This window comes from Nostoc sp. (assembly GCF_036917975.1).
Taxonomy (GTDB): Bacteria; Cyanobacteriota; Cyanobacteriia; order Cyanobacteriales; family Nostocaceae; genus Nostoc.
In genome coordinates this window covers 15941-37140 of the sequence record NZ_JBALEJ010000099.1, presented here as the reverse complement: position 1 = coordinate 37140, position 21200 = coordinate 15941, and the positions used below count along the sequence as shown (strand labels likewise).

Genomic DNA, 21200 nt, shown 5'->3' with positions numbered 1-21200 from the left:
TGACACAAAAAAACAGCCACCTCCACAAGGGAAGTAGCTATTTTACAAATTATGTAACTACAAAGTATTAGTAATCGAAGTCGCCACCGCCACCAGCACCAGCGCCAGCAGGAGCGCCATCCTTAGGCTCAGGCTTGTCAACTATAATACATTCGGTTGTCAACACCATGCCCGCGATGGAAGCAGCGTTTTGCAGAGCAGAACGAGTCACTTTTGCAGGGTCAACAATACCAGCCTCTAACAAATCGACGAATTCGTTTGTTGCAGCATTGTAGCCAACGTTGAATTCTTTCTCTTTCACGCGTTCAGCGATCACAGCACCATTCTGACCGGCGTTTTCAGCAATCCGCTTCAGAGGTGCAGGTAAGGCGCGAACGACAATCAACGCACCAATCAACTCTTCATCCTTAAGATTGCTCTTTGCCCAAACTTCCAATTCAGGAGCCAGGTGAGCCAGAGTTGTACCACCGCCAGGAACGATACCTTCTTCCACAGCAGCTTTGGTGGCGTTGATAGCGTCTTCTAGACGCAATTTCTTGTCTTTCATTTCGGTTTCGGTCGCTGCACCCACTTTCACTACAGCGACACCACCAGAGAGTTTAGCAAGACGCTCTTGTAATTTCTCTTTGTCGTAAGAAGATTCGGTTTCATCGATTTGACGACGAATCTGTTCTACACGAGCCTTAACAGCAGCTTCGTTACCTTCGGCAACAATTGTAGTGCTGTCCTTGGTGATGGTGATCCGGCGAGCTTTACCCAGGCTATCCAGCTTGGTGTTATCTAGCTTCAAACCAGCATCTTCGGTAATTAGTTGACCACCAGTTAAAACAGCAATGTCTTCTAGTAGTGCTTTGCGGCGATCGCCAAAGCCAGGAGCCTTAACAGCAGCCACGTTGAGTACACCGCGTAAACGGTTTACTACCAAGGTTGCCAAAGCTTCTTTTTCAATATCTTCGGCGATAATCACCAAAGGACGACCAGCACGAGCTACTTGCTCTAACACTGGTACGAGGTCTTGTACCAAAGCAATTTTCTTATCGGTCAGCAGTATGAAAGGCTCATCAAAAACCGCTTCCATCCGCTCAGGGTCGGTAGCGAAATAAGGAGAGATGTAGCCTTTGTCAAAGCGCATCCCTTCAGTGATTTCCAACTCGGTGAACATAGATTTCCCTTCTTCTAGGGAAATTACGCCTTCCTTGCCCACCTTGTCCATTGCTTGGGCAATCATCTGACCAACTTCTTCGTCATTACCAGCCGAGATCGCACCAACTTGGGCAATGGCTTTGGAATCTTCCACTGGACGGGCGTGTTCTTTGATTTTTTCTACTAGGAAGGCAGTAGCTTTGTCAATACCGCGCTTGAGGGAAATTGCGTTAGCACCAGCTGCAACGTTCCGCAAGCCTTCTTTGACGATCGCATGAGCTAAAACGGTAGCAGTGGTAGTACCATCGCCCGCAGCATCATTAGTCTTAGAAGCAGCTTGACGAATCAAAGCTACACCAGTGTTTTCAATATGATCTTCTAATTCGATTTCTTTGGCGATCGTCACACCGTCATTGACAATTTGTGGTGCGCCAAATTTCTTTTCTAGAACTACGTTACGACCTTTGGGGCCAAGGGTAACAGCTACAGCCTCAGCCAGAATGTCAATGCCTCGCTCTAGGGCGCGACGGGCGTTTTCGTTGTAGATAATGCGCTTTGCCATAGGTGTCTAAATCCAGGGATTAGGTCAATTTTTTCTTGAATTGGGTATTAGGGATTGGGGATTGGGGATTGGGGATTGGGGATTGGGGATTGGGCATTTTTCCCATCTGCCATAACCCATACCTGATAACCCATAGCCCTCATAACCCACTAGATAACAACTGCTAAAATATCTTTTTCAGAAAGCAGTACATATTCTTCGGTGCCCAGCTTGATATCAGTGCCAGCGTACTTGGAGTACAACACCTTATCGCCGACTTTAATTTCCAATTCTTGACGGCTACCGTCGTCATTACGCTTGCCAGGGCCAAGGGCAACCACTTCCCCAACCTGGGGCTTTTCTTTGGCTGTGTCGGGCAAATACAGACCACCTGCGGTCTTTTCCTCTGAGGCGTTCACTTTTACGAAAACGCGATCGCTTAGAGGTTTAACTGTAGAAACGCTTAGAGATAAAGCTGCCATAATTATTTTCTCCAGAGTTTAGCACTCTCAACTCCTGAGTGCTAATCTACCTAAAAGTGGCGTCCAATGACAAGAATCCCTTGAGTACGGGTTCCCGAACTAGAGGGTCATAGATGTACTTAAGTATAAATGCTTAATTATTTCTACCTTTCAGGTTTTGTTCTGTAAGCTACGAAGAGAGTAGAGAGTGGAGAGTAGGGAAGAGGAAGCAGGGGAGGAGGGAGCAGGGAGCAGAGGGAGAAAATATTACCTCATTATTTTCGTCATCCCCCCAGTCCCCAATCCCCAATTTTCAAAGCTTGGAAAAGGGATCTGCTCGATGAATAACAACACAGTGATCCAGTCCAGCCATCAAAAAAAGCCAACTGCTTGCGTGTTTCTTGTTCTAGACTCATAATGGTGGTTTACACTGATGGTGTCGCCAAGTAAACCCGGAAGTTAGCTTGTGGATGATCCAAGAACACTGAATAGGCAATAAGGTGGTAAAAAAATATGCGTTTTTAACCCATCCTTTGCCAAAAACTTCCCTAGTTTCTTGTGAACTCCTTATAGAGGCTTAACAACCGAAGGATATGTTATGGCAGTAAGCTTAAAGAAAGTGCGGGTTGGTTTTGAGGTAGGGTCATCTTTAAGCCAATACTTAACTTGTAAGTCAGAAGGATTATTATTTTATCAGTGTTTTTTACCCCGCCCCTTTCAATGCGATATATAATAGCGCATTATAGATACTACTGCTATACGTATCCTTGCTGGACTTTTGCTATCGAGCTACTAGTCTATTGAAAGTGTTCGGCATTTTTGAGACTTCGAGACAGCAAAGGCAAGTTAAGTAGGAAAAAGGACAACATCTCGAATAACCCACCATAGAGGATAAATATTCAAGACTTTGATGGACCGAAGCGCGACAAGTGCCACTGCTATGAAAGAGCCCAGCATGAAAGATCACAAACGACTTCTATTGATTGATGATGACCCTAACCTCATCTTGCTGGTGAAGGATTACTTAGAATTCCGGGGATACGAAGTCATCACCGCCGAAAATGGACGTGAAGCTCTGGAAATTTTAGAGCAAGATGTTCCAGACATGATCATCTGCGATGTGATGATGCCGGAAATGGACGGATATACTTTTGTGGAACAAGTCCGGCAAAACGAACGCACCAGTTGGATTCCGGTTCTTTTCCTTTCAGCTAAGGGACAAAGTGCAGACCGAGTTAAGGGTCTGAATAAAGGTGCTGATGTTTATATGGTCAAACCCTTTGAACCAGAAGAACTCGTAGCGCAAGTTGAATCCTCGCTGAAACAAACTATCCGTTGGAAAGAACACCAAGCAAAAGGAGGCGAAAACGGTTCCCGTATCCAGGTTCCCTTCGATGTCCAGTTAACCCCAACTGAACTGAAAGTAGTCCAGTTTGTTGCTAGGGGTTTAGCTAACCGTGAAATTGCTGAAGAACTAAATGTTAGTCAGCGCACAGTTGAAAGCCATGTGTCCAATATGTTGGGCAAAACCAATCTCCACAACCGCACTGAATTAGCGCGGTGGGCGATTGAAAATCAAATGGCATAGTGAATTTTAGATTTTAGATTTTGGATTTTGGATTATCAATCTAAAATCCAAAATCCGAAATCCAAAATTAATTACCAACCATCTTCTTCAGGGCTGGATTGGTGCAAAACTTCTAAATCCAGTTCATCCAGGTAAGTTAGGGCGCTTTCAATTTGGGAAACAGTACCTCGCAGTTCCAGATCGAAGCAGCTATATTTTGGCATGTTTGCTCTTACCTGAGCATCAGTAATAATGACTGTGATGCCATAGCGAGAAACCAGTCGTGAAATGACTGGTTCCTCATTCAAGTCTTTAGGAATCCAAACCTGGATACAGTCCCTTATCTGAATAGATTTTGTTTCAAGTTTTCTAATACTTGATAGATTTTCAATTTTCTGCTTGGTCTAAGGACTTGGGACGACTCGACAATCTATCGCACAATTCCTTGATGCACCACCAGGTATTCTCAGGTTGGCATAGTCACCGCCTAGTTGAACATGTGATGGTAGTTGGTGTAGGGTTACACAGCATCTATGAACTGCGGCTTGGTACTCTCGCCATTGCTTACGGATTGCAATGCTTTCAGCATCTTCGCCTAAATCTGAAAATCTTAGCCCTGCTCGAATCAGCCAAGATTCCACATCAGTTGTTTCACCAACTATTTCTGAAATGGGATTAATGTTTTTCATGAGTAATATCTTATACGTATGTGTATTTAATTCACTTTAAAATAAAGTATCAATACTAGCCAATATCATTTCTTATCAAAATCATCAATAAAAATGATTCATGTCCGAGTATAAATACTCAGACATGAAAGATTGTATTACTATTACGGCTGGTAAACATCATTGCTTTAGCTTAAGAATAAGCCGTTTTCTAGCTCTTAATCACTAGAAGCGATAGCCTAAACCAGCTTGGAAGCTGACGGCATCAGCATCACTATTTCTGTAAGCGTCAATACCCAATTTAGTATCGCCGTAGGCAATGACATTGTTGCTAACTTCTGATTCAATACCAAGGGTAACTACAGGTGAATTCTGATTGCCCAATGGGGTTCTTTGACCTTCGTCAGTTACAAAAGAATAACCACCACCGAAGTAAACGTTAGTATTTTTGGCGATGGGTGCATCGTAAGTAACTATGGGCATAATTGCAGCAGCATCACCACCATACAGCACAGAACCCCGCAATGAAACAGGGGCATTGGGAACGGCGTACCGTCCTTGAATATTACCACCAACTTGTGCTTCATCGTTTCCTTGTCCGCCGTTGGTTGCACCAACCGCAATACCAGCACCGATGTAGTTACCGTTAGTACCTGCGGTTTGAGCAGATGCAATACCAGCCGAAAGAACAATGGAAGCAACAGCAAATGCAGAGGCAGCTAATTTTGTAAGTTTCATAGGATTATTCTCACTAGAGTTAAGTAAAATCAATGTTCTCTAGTACTAGAATCTCTTTTTTTACAAAATGTAACCTCGCACACCTGGTTCACCCAAGTGGCTGAATTATTTCTCACCCACTTGGGTGGCGATTAGAAATCGCGGCTACACAGGCAAAACCTGCCTCCGCAGGTTAAAAACCCTTGATTTTGTATTAGTCCACGCAGGTGGACTTGGTTTGTGTAGTAGGGAATTCTATTCGCCCAATACTTTTCAAACATCCTCTTAGCCACAAGAATTCTACACAGAACTTGTAGATACCAAGTTTCTCAACTCACCATATCAGATAAATCTAGCACCAAATCAATAGACATCTCCAGAAATTAAATATGCGTTACCCAGAACCCTTGTAGAGACGTAGCACTGCTACGTCAAAACAATTCTTTTTCGGAGATGTCTAATCTATCATCCCCACAGCAAGAATTTTTTGATGCCATGACTGATCGTCAGTTATTTCTTCAAAAAGCGCTGACGTAGACGAGATATAAATATATTCACCTCTGGTATTTTCAGCCATGAAGCGATCGCAGCAAACACCGCAATCCCTACGAAGCCAGATATACACAATTGCAACACCAGAATCAGTAAACCCGTTTTACCTAACAAGTGCTGAGAACCAAGCAATGTCCCATAGCTTGCTACCCCAGCTACCACGCTACCAGCAGCCAAACCCAAAATCGGCAAACTCCACTCGCGCCAAGGTAAACCATTGAGTTTGCGATCGAGTAACCATAACAGCATTAACATTGAACTGCAATTTACACCCACAGTTGCTAACACCAAACCGGGAGCACCAAAAGGTTTCACAAAAAACCAATCTAATATAATGTTAAGCAAGATGTTAAAAACACTAATGCGAAAAGGTGTTTGTCCATCTCCTAAGGCGTAGAATACCCGCACCAAAACATCACGTCCCAAATAGACAAACATCCCAATTCCGTAAGCTATTAATAAGGATGAAACTAGCTCTGTGGCTTCTGGTTTGAAAGCACCGCGCTCATATACCACCTGCACAATGGGTACTGATAGCGACACCATCAGCGCCCCTAGCGGTAGCATGGTGAAGGCAGTGAGTAAGAGTCCTTGGCGAATACGTGATTTTAAATCTGGCCAATTTTCGGGGCTGGAAAGTTTAGCAAATATTGGTAATAGAGGCAGTAAAATGATATTAGAAATAATCCCCAAGGGAGTTTGGACTAATAAATTTGCATAGTTAAATCCTGCCGCCGCACCAGGGATAGGACTAGCAAAATAAAGGTCAGTGGCAACATTAATTGGCATCATTCCAGAGGAAACTGTCGCCGGAGTCATGATTTTGATTACTTCTTGAACGCCTGGGGATTTAAACTCAAACCGTAGGCGTAATGTACCCAATCCTAACCGCCACTGGACAATTAGCTGCACTAACCACTGGAGAACTGCTCCTGCTAAAGTTCCCCAAGCTAACACCATTCCACCGATTAAAGCGTACTCCGGCTTAATAATATCTTTGCCTAGTTGTATGGCCAAGATACCAAGACCAGCAACAACGGTAATACTAGATAATAGAGGACTAATGGAGAGTAACCAATATTGATTGGCTGTATTGAGAGTACCAAAGCCAATGCCAATTAAACCGGCAAATAAAGCCATCGGTGCCATAATGCGGAGTTGTTGAATAGCGATCGCTCTGGTTGTCTCTTGCAAACCATGACCGACTAAATCAATGATTGTATCGGCAAATAAAATTTGAGCAACTGTCACCAGCAACAGCAATCCAGCTACCAGCGTTGTCACGGTTTCCACTAGGGGAGCCGCTTCTTCTCGCCGCCGCTTGGCTAAAACGCTGACAAGCGCGCTGTGTAATGGGCCATTGACGCCACCAAGTAAGATTAATAGAAAGCCAGGAATAATATAGGCATAACTATAGGCGGTGGCAGCAGCGCCAACACCAAATGCGGCAGCGATCGCTTGCTGCCGCACTAAACCGAAGACTTTACTAATTAATGTGGCTGCGGCAACAATGCCAGCAATTCCAGCGAAAGAACGAGAGGGTTTTTGGTCTTGTTGTGTCACGAATAATACCCGACAACTCTTACAGAGTGCATACTTTAAAACATTTAACCTGAAATCTCGCAGTCTGTCAGGTAAATTTCCACAAATTAGTTATTTTAAATGCTTTCACCCTTGGTATTGGCAAAGCGATGCCTACGGCGGGCTACGCCTACGCTCAAAATTAAATTCCTGAGATTGCTATGATACAGCGAATTGCTAGTTAGTTAGATAACGATTCAAAAGGGGTCAGATCGGAATGGCACTAAGTTAAGACACACCCCTTGGACTGACTGGTTCCCAGCCTCCAGGCTGGGAAACGATTTTGGGAGGCTCCGCCTCCAGTGGCTTGACCAGAGGCAGAGCCTCTGAGAATACATTCCCAGTCTGAAGACTGGGAACGAGGTGACACGAGCCTTTCGGCTTTTCTTAGCGCCATTGGGTCAGATCGCTTTTCTGATTTATTCCAGCAACACTAACTTAAGTAGGTGGGCGTAAATAAAGTTAACTGGTGGGGGTCGTCATTTGTCATTTTTCATTGGTAAAGGTTTCAGCCATATTTACGTTTCGTAACTTAGTTTGATTTATTCCCGCCTACCTACTTAGCTTTCTTTTGTTGTGTACAAGCCAAAATTATTTTTTAACTTATTACGAGGATAGATTGAGAAAGGGGAACTATAACAATAACCATCTTCTGGGAAATAGTTAAACTCTGTAAAAATTTGCAGGTTGTCATATTTTTAACACCCTTTAACCCCGTGAAGTTTGGTGTGAGGAACCCTTGTATAAAAACAAAATAATCCAGAGCAATGGAACCCAATTCAAATTTCACAGAAAATCAACTCCTCTTGTCTAGCGCTCAACTTCAAGAACAACTAGACCAACAAAAGGCTCTGGCGAGTGTAATTGTGCGAATTCGGGAGTCTCTTGACTTAGAAACAATTTTTCAAACGACCGTTACACAAGTGCGTCAATTGCTACAAGCAGACCGAGTGGCAGTCTTGCAGTTTGAACTAGGAAAAGATTGGGAAGGAGAATTTATTTCTGAGGATGTTGCACCTGGCTGGGACTCAGTAATGGCAGTGAAGGTCTACAACTACTGCTTTGGAGAACAATTTGCTTCCAGTTATCAAGAAGGTCAAGTGGAAGCAGTAGCAGATATTTACAAGGCGGGACTGAGTGATTGTCATCTGGCAATTTTGAGTAAATTTCAGGTACAGGCTAATCTTGTTGTACCTCTAACGCGGAAGAAAGAACTGTGGGGATTGCTTTGTATTCATCAGTGCAGTGAGGCTCGTAATTGGAAAGAATCAGAAATTGAGTTTATTAGTCAAATTGCCGACCATCTTGCCGTTGCGATTCAACAAGCGAAGCATCTCCATGAAGTCCAATTGCAAGCTGCAAAATTAGCTCAAGCAGTTCAGCGCGACCAAGTAATAGCTAAAATTGTTGATGAAATTCGCTCACCCATTGATATTGAAACCATTTTTAAAACCACAACTCAAGAAATACGTAAACTGCTGCAAGCCGATCGAGTTGCCATTTTTAGCTTCAATCCCGATTGGAGTGGTAACTTTGTTGCCGAATCATTTACTCAAGGCTGGACTGCTTTAGTTGGCTTTGAGCCTACGATGTCTACGACGGGCTATGCCTACGCTGATACTTATCTACAACAGACGCAAGGTGGACGTTACGTTAACAACGAGACATTTACAGTCAATGACATTTATCAAGCCGGATTAACAGACTGCCATATCACCTTATTGGAGCAATTTCAGGCAAAAGCCTTTGCAACTGCGCCTATTCTCCAAGGAAATCAACTTTGGGGAATCATCGCTGCCTACCAAAATTCCTCACCCAGAGAGTGGCAGTCTTATGAAGTCGAATCACTGAGTAAAATTGGTACACAAATTGGTGTAGCCCTACGACACCATAAGTTGCTGGCACACGCTCAGTACCAAGCAGAGCAACAAAAGACGTTAACTAGCGTAATTACTCGAATTCGGGAGTCATTAGATTTAGATACAATCTTCCAGACTACTGTCACCGAGGCACGGCAAATGCTACAAGCAGACCGAGTGGCAGTCTTTCGTTTTGACCCGCAAAAAGATTGGGAAGGAGAATTTATTTCTGAAGATTTTGTGCCTGAGTGTAACTCGGTAATGGCAGAAAAAGTTTATGATTACTGCTTTGGGGAAAACTTTGCACACCTTTACTCTCAAGGTCGAGTCAATGCGATCGCTGACATTCATCAAGGGAAGTATCCCGGTTGCTACGTCCAAATTTTAGCGAAATTTCAAGTGCGGGCAAATATGGTTGCACCTCTATTAAAAAAAGGTGAACTTTGGGGATTGTTGTGTATTCACCAATGCACTGCTCCTCGTTATTGGCAACCCTCTGAAATTGAATTTGCCAGTCAAATAGCCGAGCAATTGGGAGTCGCATTAAAACAGGATTCTTATTTAAAGCAAGTTCAAATTCAGGTTGTTCAGTTAGCAGAAGCTACTGAACGGGAGAAAGCAATGGAACGTCAAGAACTGCTAGCTGCAACCATTGATAAAATCCGCCAGTCACTTGATATTAAAACTATTTTTAGAACCACTACACAAGCTGTGCGAGAGTTGCTCGAAGTCGAGCGAATTGCAATCTACCGCTTCAACCCAGATTGGAGTGGTAAATTTGTGGCAGATTCTTTTAAAGATGGTTGGAAACCTGTTGTACAAGTCCAACCAATGATTATAGAAACTTTTGAGGATACAGACGATGATAACGAACTTCCGCGTAACGAAACCTTTGTACCGATTCGGGAAGGTGAGAAATTATGGGGATTATTAGTTGCTTATCAAAATTCGCAACCGCGTTATTGGAAAGAGGAAGAAATTAATTTACTTGCTCAAGTCGGGGTGCAATTGGGAATTGCAATTCAGCAAGCGGAATTGCTCGAACAAACTAAACGTCAAACCTTAGAACTTACTCAAACTCTGCAAGAATTAAAACAAACTCAAACCAGGTTAATTCAGGGTGAAAAAATGGCAGGTTTAGGACAACTACTTGCTGGAGTCGCTCATGAGATTAACAATCCGATCAGTTTTATTTTTGGCAATCTGATTCATTTAGATGAATATACTCAAGAACTGTTAAAGGTGGTGAAACTTTATCGAGAAAACTCCTCTCTATTGCCAACTGTCCAAGAGAAAATTGACAAGACTGATTTGGAATTTCTTATTGAAGATTTACCGAAAACCCTTGAGTCAATGAAAGTAGGAACAGAGCGCATTTGTGAGATTGTGTTATCACTGCGAAACTTCTCTCGTACAGATGAGGCTGAATTGAAGCCTGTAGACATTCATGAAGGCTTAGATAGTACTTTACTAATCTTAGGACATCGCTTCAAAAACAATAATGAACGCCCAGCTATTGAGATTGTGAAAGAATATGCTGATTTACATTTGCTCGAATGCTATCCCGCGCAATTAAATCAAGTATTTATGAATCTTTTGAGTAACAGTATTGATGCCTTAGAGGAGAAGTTTAAAACTATCCAGCAAAGGTATTTGAAATTATCCCAAACGTGTCCGATAATACCCTTGACTATCTGGATTAGTACGCAAGCCATTAATAACCAGATTGTAATTAGAATAGCTGATAATGGTCTTGGGATTCCCGAAGAGGTGCGATCGCACATATTTGACCCCTTTTTCACTACCAAAGCACCAGGCAAAGGTACAGGGTTAGGATTGTCTATCAGCTATCAAATAATAGTTGAAAAACATCATGGTCAAATTAAATGTTCTTCTAAACCAGGAGAAGGAACAGAATTTTTAATTGAAATTCCCAGTGGTAACTAAGTAAGTCGGTGCTAATATTTCTAGCTATGTTAAGGAATTTTAATGCAGGGTGTGTTGTCGCCAAGCGCAACGCACCGTCAACAATCTCAAGTGCGTTGCTATAAGGCATAACACACCCTACAGCTAGAAGGAGAGAGACTTTGAATTTTCCCCCTTCCCGACACGGGAAGGGGGTTAGGGGGTTAGGTTTTCGTGGGACTTAACTGATGTGAAGGAGGTGTTAATTTGAAGCGAGAAAACTTTTGATCATCCTAACTATTTCTTGTTTCTCTTGAAACCCAGAACTGTAGCAGCCACTCATCGGAGAGGGAAGGTTTTGCTTAGTAAAATCTCTTAGTGGTCTGTTTTTTACGGACAATTAGATGGGCGCTATGTAAGTCGAACTCACGTTCTCTTTATATCCTACTCTTTGGCGTGGTAGTCGCTTCTACGTATAAACCCAAAAAACCCTACTAATAAAACATACCAATCTAATTGAAATCAAGGATATAACAATAAAATAATTAATGATTTATTAAAAACACATATTTTTATATCATAACCTTACATATTTACACGTTATTAACAGATATTAAATTATCTCATAGATGAAATAACGAAATTACTACAATCTGAGTAACTAAGTACAATACTGAGTTTTTAGAGATGAATAAGCAAAATAATTTACGAGATTTTTTGAAAACAAATCATCTTGAACACTACAGAATTTACATAAGTTTGGTTAGGCTTTTCACAGATAAAAAATCATTGCCTAATCGGAGATATTCTCATAAATATGAAAACTCTAAAAGTTCTTCTTGCCACTACAGCCATCAGCGTAAGCCTCCTGAGTCTATCTAATCAACAAGCAAGTGCCGGACAACTCGTCGATGGATGGAACTATAGTATTGATTCCTTCCAAGATGGTTCTGGAGGTTCGGTTTTTGATATCAAAGGCATGGCGATCAAAGACTCAGGTGACAAAATCTATGTTGCTCTTACAGGCGGGATGCCTCTAGGTGGCACAACCGATTCCGATGACTACTGGAATCCGGGTCATTCAGTGCATATTGGTTGGAGCGACTTATTCTTCAATTTCTCAGGTCAAGACTTCCAAACAGCTAGTCAAAGTGGTCAGCTTTTTGGTGTGAGGTTTGCTGACTATGACAATAGCTTGACAACAGGAGTTTACCAAGGAGTCCAAGCAAAGAGTATCACTACACAACATGGAGGCTACAGCAACTTGAAGTGGTATTACGACTGGGGCTGGGGTCAGGATAATACTCAAGGCACAGACCTAGCAACCACACAAGACGTTTACAACTATTACTACGGCTCTAATGTCGCTCAGAATCCTACTTGGGATAATACACCGATTCTCAACGCCATTGGGTCAGGTACGAAAGTTGGCAATATCTCCATACTCAACGATCAGCAACTCAATACTGCTGGACTAAATTTTGGTAACTTTTCTGCCACTGGGCAATACACAATTGGCTTTTCCTTTGATAAGGCTTTAATAGGCGATGGTAATTATGTTAGTAATATCTTCTTAGAATGCGGTAATGATGGAATAGCTATCAATGGCGATCTCAAGTCTGTACCAGAATCAGCCGGTACAATTGGTTTACTCTTAACAGGTTTGAGTTTTATGGCCAGCCAACTTCCACAGCTTCGCAAGAAAAAACAACATGCTTAAATAAGTTTGTAGCTATTAATAGGGTGAGCATTGCAATGCCCACCCTATTTTTTATTCATATAAAACTATAAAATAGCAACTAAAGATATACGACTCCTATTTGATTGTTGAAATACACTTAGGGTGTGAAAGCTTAAAATAGTGCATTAGACGTAGGTTGGGTGGAGCGGAGCGCAACCCAACAGATATCAGGATGTTGGGTTACGCAAAGCCTCCACCCAACCTACAATTTTTTACAACATTTTAGTCTTGCCACACTACTACATATACTTATACTTAGATTTTTTCAGGAATCAAATGACTTATAAAGATAGTCAAACTCTTGAATTAAATCTACCTTTCTACCAAACCTACTTGTCCGCCAATTAGCCCCAGAAATCCTGTACCAAAGTGCTGAATCTCGAAAAAGCTTGCTTGCTCTGGTGAGGTTTTGTAAATCTGAAACGTCTTCATAATTCCTAAAGTAGCAGCGCTTTCTAAAGGCCCAACAAAGCTAACATCCCGGTCGAGAAAATAGGCTTGATTAGCCCATTGAGCCATCTGATTTGCATTTAAAAAGTAGCAACCTGCGTGAGGATTGAGGGCACGACGAAAGGTAATTGGTGCATTCATAATTGCACCATTGAGTTCCTGTTGCTGTTGCACATTTTGAAAAGGAGCAGTTACTCGTAAAGCCAAATCTCCATCAATGTAAGCTTTGTAAACTAAAGCATGGGAGGACACTTCATAACGATTTGGCTGGAGCAAATTTAAATCACCTGTTTGTTGGGTAAACCAATTTAATTTGATAAAAAACCAAGGGTCATGAATAATTAAATCATCTTCAAGAAAACAGTAGTAATCATATTGACCAAGAAAACTTTGCAGAACAGCTTGACATTCAAATCCTAAAAGCATAGGTTCTGCATTGCTAGAATGATGCCTATATAAATGGGATGGTAAGGGAAGCTGATTTAGAAGATGATTATCTTTAGTTGTACAAATAACAATATCGATTTCGTGAGACTGTGGCTGATTGGCAGGGAAAGCTAGTCGTTGAGCAATATTGATGATACTTTGAGATTTACCAAATAATTGGTGTAAGGTAGTAAGGCTTGTAGTTAATGCCTGCAAACGAGGTTGTGGGTCTTTGCGTTGGGAAGCATGACGACCCTCACCGCTAGGTTTGAAAAAATGGGCAATGGTAAAAATAATTCGCATTTTAAATATCGCTTTTATAGTCATTAGTCATTAGTCATTAGTTATTTACCAATAACGAATAAATAATTAATATGCTTCTTACAAAAGTCGTTATTTTCAGGTTTTTATTTGCGCGTTTGCTTGAAACAAAAATATTTATACAAGAGGCTAATGACTAATAACGAATTTACTTAATTTCTACCAAATCCTTTAGAATTTGGGCGCTTTTTCAAACTATCAGAATTTTTACCAGCGAACATCCATTGCAAATGTTGTGGTAACAGTTTTGCTAAATCATAACGCTTCAGAATTGTTTCTCGCGCATTTGCACGAATTGCACTCATCTCTTGAGGATTATTCAGCGCCTCTTCAACTCGATTAGCAATATTATCGGGAGAAAAGAAATCTACTAGCAGTCCATTCACACCATCCTGTACAACTTCTAATACTGGCGAAGTCTTAGAAGCTACTAGTAAACATCCTGCTGCCATTACTTCTAACATTGACCAAGATAATACAAAAGGACGGGTTAAATAAACATGAGCATAGGAAGCTTGTAAAACCTGAAGGTACTCATTGTAAGGAAGCCTATCTGTAAAGTGTAGCCTCGATAAATCCAAAGATAATTTTTCTAGCATTAATTGTTTATAAGTCTTTCCATCGGGGAGATTTTTACCATAAGCAACCCGATCTTCTCCCACAACTACTACATGGCACTTAGGTCGTCGCTGCTGAAGTAGCGCCACTGTTTCCATAAACTGCGGAAAACCTCTATAAGGTTCCATCCCCCGTCCTACATAAGTTACCAACTCTTCGACATGGGAAAGATCCAGATTTATTCTTGGTAAAACTAACTTTGCGCCTGGTTTGGGAACAAAATATTGGGTATCAACACCATCATGAATTACAGTGAGTTTCCGATGATATTCTTTAGGGAACTGCTGACGCTGCCAATTCGTCGGAGAAAGACCGCGATCGCAGCTATATAAATCAGTCAAAATCGGCGCGTTTTTCACGCGAATGCGGCATTCATCATCAGCATTCAGTGGTTCATTTGGATCAAAATCTGCATCCGAACCGTGAGCATGATAAAACCACTCAAAATAACACAATAATTCTGCTTTGGGGAAAACATCTTTCATAAATAAAGTCGGCCCCCAACCAGAATGACCATAAACTATATCTGGAACAAAACCCTCTGCTTTTAATTTTTCTCCCACCCGATAGACGGCCTGAGCGGTAAGAACAGCATTTTCCAGATTACGAACGTAGTGATGGGTTTGGGGAGCCGCTTCACGAGAAGGCGTGTAAATAGCTTTATAAACGCCAGGTATTTCACCTTCACGACGATTTGTCCCAAAGACGACTTGGTAATTAGGATCTTTACCTAAAACTATGGCTAGGTTGCGAAATTGTGAGGGGAAATTGGGATGTAAAAATAAAATTTTCATTGGAATAATCTTGATTAACTTATTGCCAGATAAAATAAATTAAGACAAGCTGCCTAAGATTATAAGATTATTCATCACGATTTTCAGCAAGTAAATTTAGGTAAATGGTTGCCCGAAAATGCGAAAATAATCGCAAATTCGTGTTATGACCATGAAATTTATTGGCATTGATTTAGGCTGGCGATCGCAACCAAGTGGACTATGCTCTTTAGAATGGATAGATGGACAACTGCAACTACTCGATTTAGACCGCAAAGATGCCATTGCAGATGTCCTCACCTGGATCGATCGCACTATCAAGCCAGATGAACCAGCTATCATCGCCGTAGATGCACCTACCCTCATACCCAACGCTACTGGGAGTCGTCTCCCCGACAAACTCAGCCACAAGTACTTTGGTAAATATCATGCGGGATGCTACCCAGCTAATCAAAACCTACCTTTCGCCGATCGCACTATCAACTTTGGCTTAGAATTAGAATCACGCGGCTATCTACACGCCCCCACCATCGAACCGCAAAAACTTGGCAGATATCAAATAGAAGTCTTTCCCCACCCAGCAATTGTTAACCTATTCAACTTAGAACGCATCCTCAAATACAAAAAAGGCCGCCTCAGCGATCGCCGCCTAGAACTAATCAAACTCCAAAATTATCTTTTCGATATCCTCCCCTCTCTTTCTCCTCCTCTGTGTTCTCTGCGCCTCTGCGGTAGCCTACGGCAAGCCGCTGGTGCGTCTACGTTTCCTTCCGAAATCCCCACCACAGGCGCAGGACTCAAAGCAGTTGAAGATCAATTAGATAGCTTAATTTGCGCTTACATTGCTGCTTATTGGTGGTATTGGGGAGAACAACGTAATTTGGTATTAGGCGATCGCACCACAGGCTACATTGTCATCCCGCAGAGAATATTATCCTAAAATTGTAATATCCTAAGATTTAAGTCGAGGAAGTTTTATGCAAGGAGTTAGTTCTAACTTGAGTTTAAAAGAGCTTTATGAAAAGGCACAGGCGAATTTATGACACAAGGGTTTCGCCTAAAACTTGCGGTAATTAAGCTTGCTTTGTGTTTTTATCCAATATTTCCCCATCAGAAGTACCAGATGAGGGTACTATCAATCATCGACAAATAAAATACAAAGTAGAAAAGTTACTTCAGAAAAGAAACCAGGGGCACACAATTGGGATTCGTTTTTCTATTCCTTTCTCCAGTGGAGTTAAAGCCGCTGTTTGCCATCACTTAGTTTTAAAAGGAGAATATCTTGGATGGCTCGAAATAAAAAGAAATCAGCCCGGTTCAAGGATGAGCATTCACTTGACTCTAGATGTCCTATTTGTTGTATTGTCCCGCCCCACATGCTAAAAAATGTCGTGGTGAATGGCAATCCCCAGCAGCGTACTTGGGCTTTTCATACATTAAATATTTCGGCGCAATTTTTGGGACGAAGAAATGTCGTAGGTAATATCTCGTTTGCGCCTTCTCCGGGTGAGAAGCGCCGCACCATCTACGACGCCAAAAATGGACAGCAACTCCCTGGTACGCTGGTGCGTGGTGAGGGAGACCCCCCCAGCAGCGACCCATCAGTGAATGAAGCTTATGATGCGGCGGGTGCTACCTATGACTTGTTTCATGAGATATTCGATCGCAATTCCGTTGATGACAAAGGACTACGTTTAGACTCTACCGTGCATTATGGCGTTAAATATGACAATGCCTTTTGGAACGGCGACCAAATGGTTTATGGTGATGGCGATGCAGAACTGTTTCAACGCTTCACCAAGTCAATTGATGTGATTGGGCATGAGTTAACTCATGGTGTAACTCAGTATGAAGCTGGTTTGCAGTATTATGGCGAACCAGGCGCACTGAATGAGTCGTTTTCTGATGTCTTTGGTTCCTTGGTGAAACAAAAAATCAACAATCATACAGCAAAAGAGGCAGATTGGCTGATTGGTGAAGGTCTTTTGGTACCGACTATCAAAGGTGTTGCCCTCCGTTCCATGAAAGCACCAGGAACAGCTTATAATGATCCAGTATTGGGTAAAGATCCCCAACCAGCCCATGTGAAAGATAAGTATACTGGTACTGATGATAACGGCGGGGTACATATCAACTCAGGAATCCCTAACTATGCCTTTTATCTAGCTGCGGTTGAGATTGATGGCTATGCCTGGGAAAAAGCTGGTAAAATCTGGTATGTAACTTTACGCGATCGCTTAAATGCCAAAGCAGATTTTAAAACAGCTGCCAACGTCACTATTCAGGTTGCTGGCGAACTCTACGGTAGTGGCAGTGATGAGCAGAAAGCTGTGCAGAATGCTTGGCAAAAAGTAGGAGTTATTTAGATTTAGGAGAGACGCGAGATAAATCGCATCTGTACAAGAGTTATGAGTAGAGACGCGATTTATCGTGTCTGTAAGTAGTCAGTACTCAGGACTGATTAATCTATTGTTTGTTGTTGCTAAAGTGGGAGGTGAGAACAATCATCTCCCAATTTTTGTATTTATCTCAACTAAATAACACAACAGAGAGCAAAAAAAATGCGAGTATCATTTGAACGCACCGGCGGCTTTGCCGGCATCAGCAAGAAGACAACCGTTGATACAGAAACTCTCCCGCCACATGAAGCCGCGACACTCCCCCGACTGGTGGAAGTCGCTGATTTATTTAGGCTACCGGAACTAATTACCTCACCAAATCAAGAGAGCGATCGCTTTCAGTATAAGTTAACAGTAGAAGACAACGGTAAACAGCATACGGTGACTGTCAGCGAGTCAGCATTGCCAGGAACCTTAAGACCTCTAATTGAATGGTTCCAAACCGTAGGACAGAAAAGGTAATTTGCTGAATTAGCAATTGAATTTTTAGAAGAAAATCCAGTTAACACAATCTAAAATTCAACAGGAAAAAGTGAAGTTGTGGGTGAAGAGAATATAAATTTTAATTCCGCAGAAGAAAACCAAACTGATGATTTTTTACATCTAGAATCTGTAAAAGAGGATTGGGGTGGAGATGGTAGAGGGCGCATGAACCTATCAGGAAGGCATACAGCCATCTCTGAAAAGTATCTACCTCGTCAATACCATTTTTTTGATACAAGTATCTTACCATTAGAACACGGTTGGCGAGTGACTGGAATGCCAGATAATGTACCATTTGGTAGTAGGCGATCGCTAACATGGAATAACTCTGGTGCATCCACTTCAAAAGTAGTTTTACCGCCTCATTTTGAAGCACCTTCTGGCTTCTTTACTGCCGATTTAGAGATTTTTGTACTCAGGGGTGCAATTCAATTTGGTGAGTGGCAATTAAACAAGCATAGCTATTCCTTTATTCCCGCAGGAGTGAAAGTAGGCCCTTGGAAAGTGCTAGGTAATGAAGAAGTTGAAATACTCTGGATGGAAAACGGCCCGATTCCATTAAAATATCAAAATGCAATAAACGATCATCCAGATGCTAAATTGCGTGACTTCATCCCTGCATTGGATAGTAAATTGCTACCGTGGACTAAGACAGATACAGTTCAATTTGAAGTATCTAAAAAAAAGTACTTAAGAAAAGATAGTAACGGAGGTGGAGTATGGTTGCTTGGTATCTTGCCACATTATGATGGCAGGCATTCAATGATTCAATCTTATAATGAAGAATCATATTGCTTGGCTGGATACTGTGATATAGGGGATTTTCGATTTGCAAAAGATTGGTTTGGGTATGTTTCTAGTTTTACTATTGTTCCTTGGCACAGAACAGATGATGGTTGCTTATTCCTTATCCGAGTCGATAGGGATTTGTCAAAGATTGGAACAGTATTGTCATATCCACACTATTAACAATTCAAAATTCAAAATGACGCTCTCTACGAGACGCTTCGCGAACGCGGACTCGCTAACGCTGCGCTAACAAAATTCAAAATTAAAGACATTTCAGACAGTGATTTAGCGAGAAACGCGGTCTTGGGATGCATCCCAAGTGGAGCGATTTCTCAAGACAAACCCCGACTGAAATGGGTACTACATGTAGATTGCAGGTTCTTAAACCCTTTAATTTACGATAGACAACAGTTTATAAACCAATACAGTTCAGAATGAGCAACAAAACACTTGTAGAGACGGCGATTTATCGCGTCTCGAAAACCAAAATTGTTGCCAGTAGCCCTTAACTGATATCATGTCCAGTTGAACGCTTGTCATTGCGAACGGAGTGAAGCAATCGCAGAGACCTTGTGATTGCTTCTCTTCGAGACGCTACGCGAACGTTCCACTACGTTGCACTCGCAATGAAATATCACAAGTAATTTACCAGACATGATATGAACCGTATTTATTGTGTTAGCAAGGTCTCTATGTGGACATTCTAGAAGGTCTTTTTAAATAGCGCCCAATAGGTGAACCTAGAACCTCTCCATTGTTGTAAATCAAATTTCCCCGTAAAAAGGTACTTTTTACCCTTCCAGTTAACTCCATTCCTGCAAAAGGTGTATAACCTTGTTGTGACTCTGACTCAGCCGCGCGTACCACAAAGCTTTCATTGGGGTCTACTAATACAAAATCAGCATCATAGCCAATAGCAATATCACCTTTTTCTAACAAACCAAAGCGCCGCGATGGGTTCCAAGATAGTAATTTAGCGATATGGTTGTAAGACATTCCTCGCTTACTACCTTCACTAAATACACCAGAAAGTAAATATTCTGTACCGCCAAAACCAGACTTTGCTAACCAAATATTATTCGGGTCTTTAGCACTTCTTTTTTGTTCAGCAGAACAGCAAGCATGGTCGCTAACTATCCAATCTACTTGATTATTGAGTACTGCTTGCCATAAGTATTCTACATCGGCACGAGGACGTATTGGAGGGTTTACTTTTGCCCAAATTGTATTAGGAGTATCTACATCTAATAACAAATGTCCGACAGTAACTTCTCGCCGAAAATTGATATGAGGAAAAGCAGTTTGCATAGTCAAAGCTGCTTCCATTGCCTTACGCGAACTTAGGTGCAACAAATTGATATTTGCACAGTTAGTCTCATTTGCCAAATAAGAAGCAATGCAAATTGCTAAACCTTCGGAATGAGGTGGACGCGCTGCGCTGTAAGCGTGTAATCCACTAAGACTAGAATCATTTTCAACTATTTTGGTATAGGCGTTGAGAATTTCTGCAACTTCGCAGTGCAAACTCAAACTAATAGTATCTCGCGCTTCTGGATGTTCTGCCATCAAGCGAGTTAGACCACGCATAATAAATTCAAAATGGGCAAAATCGTACCGTTCCTCTTTATTAATCATCAAAAAGAGGTTTTGCTGGTCTGACAAACCATGTAACCCATAGCCGCCATAAAACATGAAGATTTTAAACGAAGAGACACCGTGTTCCTCAAACAATAGAGGTATTTCATCGATATGCTGGCTAGCTATAGGTGCAATGTGATAGCTATAATCTACAAAAAAATTACCTGCGGATAAGGCCAACACCTCTGGAAAAAAATCACGGTAGGAACCGCCTTTGTTAAGATAATACTGCCCTGTACGGATGTAATTTAAGCTAGTAGTTACGCCTCCCATTGCAGCTGCTTTGGTTTCAGTCACAGCATCTTTATCGAGGGGTTGATAGATACCGATGTGCATGTGGGCATCTACGACTCCAGGAAAGCCCAGCAAGTTTTTGCCATCAAATACCTTTTTGCCTGTGTCTGGGCTAATATTAGGGGCAATCTGAGCAAATTTTCCATCCTTAATGCCTAAATCAAGTAGTTCGATTGCATCCTGATGGGGACGAACTACCCGCACATTTTTGATAATTTGATCTAATACGGGAGTTTCTGACACAGTATACCTCACACTAAAATGAGTTACTCAG

The 21200-nt window shown here is 41.8% G+C and carries 17 protein-coding genes; 7 read left to right on the top strand and 10 right to left on the bottom strand.

Going from position 1 to position 21200, the window contains the following annotated elements; translation table 11 throughout:
- Window positions 1–67 precede the first annotated feature (67 nt).
- Window positions 68–1705: a chaperonin GroEL gene (groL, locus tag V7K76_RS30130; protein ID WP_334777870.1), complete on the bottom strand. Its 1638-nt coding sequence runs from the start codon at window positions 1703–1705 to the stop codon at window positions 68–70.
- 149 nt (window positions 1706–1854) lie between these two features.
- Complete coding sequence (gene groES, locus V7K76_RS30125; RefSeq protein WP_069071443.1) at window positions 1855–2166, bottom strand: co-chaperone GroES; 312 nt, start codon at window positions 2164–2166, stop codon at window positions 1855–1857.
- Window positions 2167–3055: 889 nt separating this feature from the next.
- Here groES and V7K76_RS30120 point away from each other — a divergent pair.
- On the top strand, window positions 3056–3733 hold the full coding sequence (locus V7K76_RS30120; RefSeq protein WP_012407592.1) for a response regulator transcription factor: 678 nt from the start codon (window positions 3056–3058) through the stop codon (window positions 3731–3733).
- A 71-nt stretch (window positions 3734–3804) separates the two neighbouring features.
- Here the strand turns inward: V7K76_RS30120 and V7K76_RS30115 are convergent, their stop codons facing one another.
- The 5 genes from V7K76_RS30115 to V7K76_RS30095 all read right to left on the bottom strand — a co-directional run bounded on the left by V7K76_RS30115 (window position 3805) and on the right by V7K76_RS30095 (window position 7627).
- Complete coding sequence (locus V7K76_RS30115; protein WP_334777964.1) at window positions 3805–4032, bottom strand: NIL domain-containing protein; 228 nt, start codon at window positions 4030–4032, stop codon at window positions 3805–3807.
- An 84-nt stretch (window positions 4033–4116) separates the two neighbouring features.
- The gene (locus tag V7K76_RS30110) at window positions 4117–4401 is read right to left on the bottom strand and encodes a hypothetical protein (RefSeq protein WP_334777869.1); all 285 of its coding nucleotides are present in this window, start codon (window positions 4399–4401) and stop codon (window positions 4117–4119) included.
- A gap of 204 nt (window positions 4402–4605) precedes the next feature.
- Complete coding sequence (locus V7K76_RS30105) at window positions 4606–5118, bottom strand: outer membrane beta-barrel protein (protein WP_334777868.1); 513 nt, start codon at window positions 5116–5118, stop codon at window positions 4606–4608.
- Window positions 5119–5607: 489 nt separating this feature from the next.
- Window positions 5608–7212 (bottom strand): murein biosynthesis integral membrane protein MurJ, encoded by a 1605-nt coding sequence (murJ, locus tag V7K76_RS30100; protein WP_334777867.1) that lies wholly within the window; start codon window positions 7210–7212, stop codon window positions 5608–5610.
- Window positions 7213–7453: 241 nt separating this feature from the next.
- Complete coding sequence (locus tag V7K76_RS30095) at window positions 7454–7627, bottom strand: hypothetical protein (protein WP_334777866.1); 174 nt, start codon at window positions 7625–7627, stop codon at window positions 7454–7456.
- Between the two features lie 370 nt (window positions 7628–7997).
- Between V7K76_RS30095 and V7K76_RS30090 the strand changes: the two genes are divergently transcribed.
- The gene (locus tag V7K76_RS30090; protein WP_334777865.1) at window positions 7998–11036 is read left to right on the top strand and encodes a GAF domain-containing sensor histidine kinase; all 3039 of its coding nucleotides are present in this window, start codon (window positions 7998–8000) and stop codon (window positions 11034–11036) included.
- A 775-nt stretch (window positions 11037–11811) separates the two neighbouring features.
- Complete coding sequence (locus V7K76_RS30085) at window positions 11812–12714, top strand: XDD3 family exosortase-dependent surface protein (RefSeq protein ID WP_334777864.1); 903 nt, start codon at window positions 11812–11814, stop codon at window positions 12712–12714.
- A 333-nt stretch (window positions 12715–13047) separates the two neighbouring features.
- Here the strand turns inward: V7K76_RS30085 and V7K76_RS30080 are convergent, their stop codons facing one another.
- Complete coding sequence (locus tag V7K76_RS30080) at window positions 13048–13914, bottom strand: calcium-binding protein (RefSeq protein WP_334777963.1); 867 nt, start codon at window positions 13912–13914, stop codon at window positions 13048–13050.
- 170 nt (window positions 13915–14084) lie between these two features.
- Complete coding sequence (locus V7K76_RS30075) at window positions 14085–15344, bottom strand: glycosyltransferase family 4 protein (protein WP_334777863.1); 1260 nt, start codon at window positions 15342–15344, stop codon at window positions 14085–14087.
- A gap of 151 nt (window positions 15345–15495) precedes the next feature.
- On the opposite strand from V7K76_RS30075, the gene V7K76_RS30070 reads away from it, so the two are divergent.
- The 4 genes from V7K76_RS30070 (at window position 15496) to V7K76_RS30055 (ending at window position 19174) form a co-directional block, all read left to right on the top strand.
- Window positions 15496–16263: a DUF429 domain-containing protein gene (locus V7K76_RS30070; protein ID WP_334777962.1), complete on the top strand. Its 768-nt coding sequence runs from the start codon at window positions 15496–15498 to the stop codon at window positions 16261–16263.
- Between the two features lie 346 nt (window positions 16264–16609).
- Entirely contained in the window at window positions 16610–17689 is a 1080-nt protein-coding gene (locus V7K76_RS30065; protein ID WP_334777862.1) for a M4 family metallopeptidase, read from the top strand.
- A gap of 195 nt (window positions 17690–17884) precedes the next feature.
- Entirely contained in the window at window positions 17885–18184 is a 300-nt protein-coding gene (locus V7K76_RS30060; protein WP_334777861.1) for a protealysin inhibitor emfourin, read from the top strand.
- A 78-nt stretch (window positions 18185–18262) separates the two neighbouring features.
- On the top strand, window positions 18263–19174 hold the full coding sequence (locus V7K76_RS30055; protein ID WP_334777860.1) for a DUF4437 domain-containing protein: 912 nt from the start codon (window positions 18263–18265) through the stop codon (window positions 19172–19174).
- A 510-nt stretch (window positions 19175–19684) separates the two neighbouring features.
- Here the strand turns inward: V7K76_RS30055 and V7K76_RS30050 are convergent.
- A complete protein-coding gene (locus V7K76_RS30050; protein ID WP_334777859.1) occupies window positions 19685–21169 on the bottom strand; it encodes an amidohydrolase family protein in 1485 nt (494 codons plus the stop codon).
- Window positions 21170–21200: the final 31 nt, after the last annotated feature.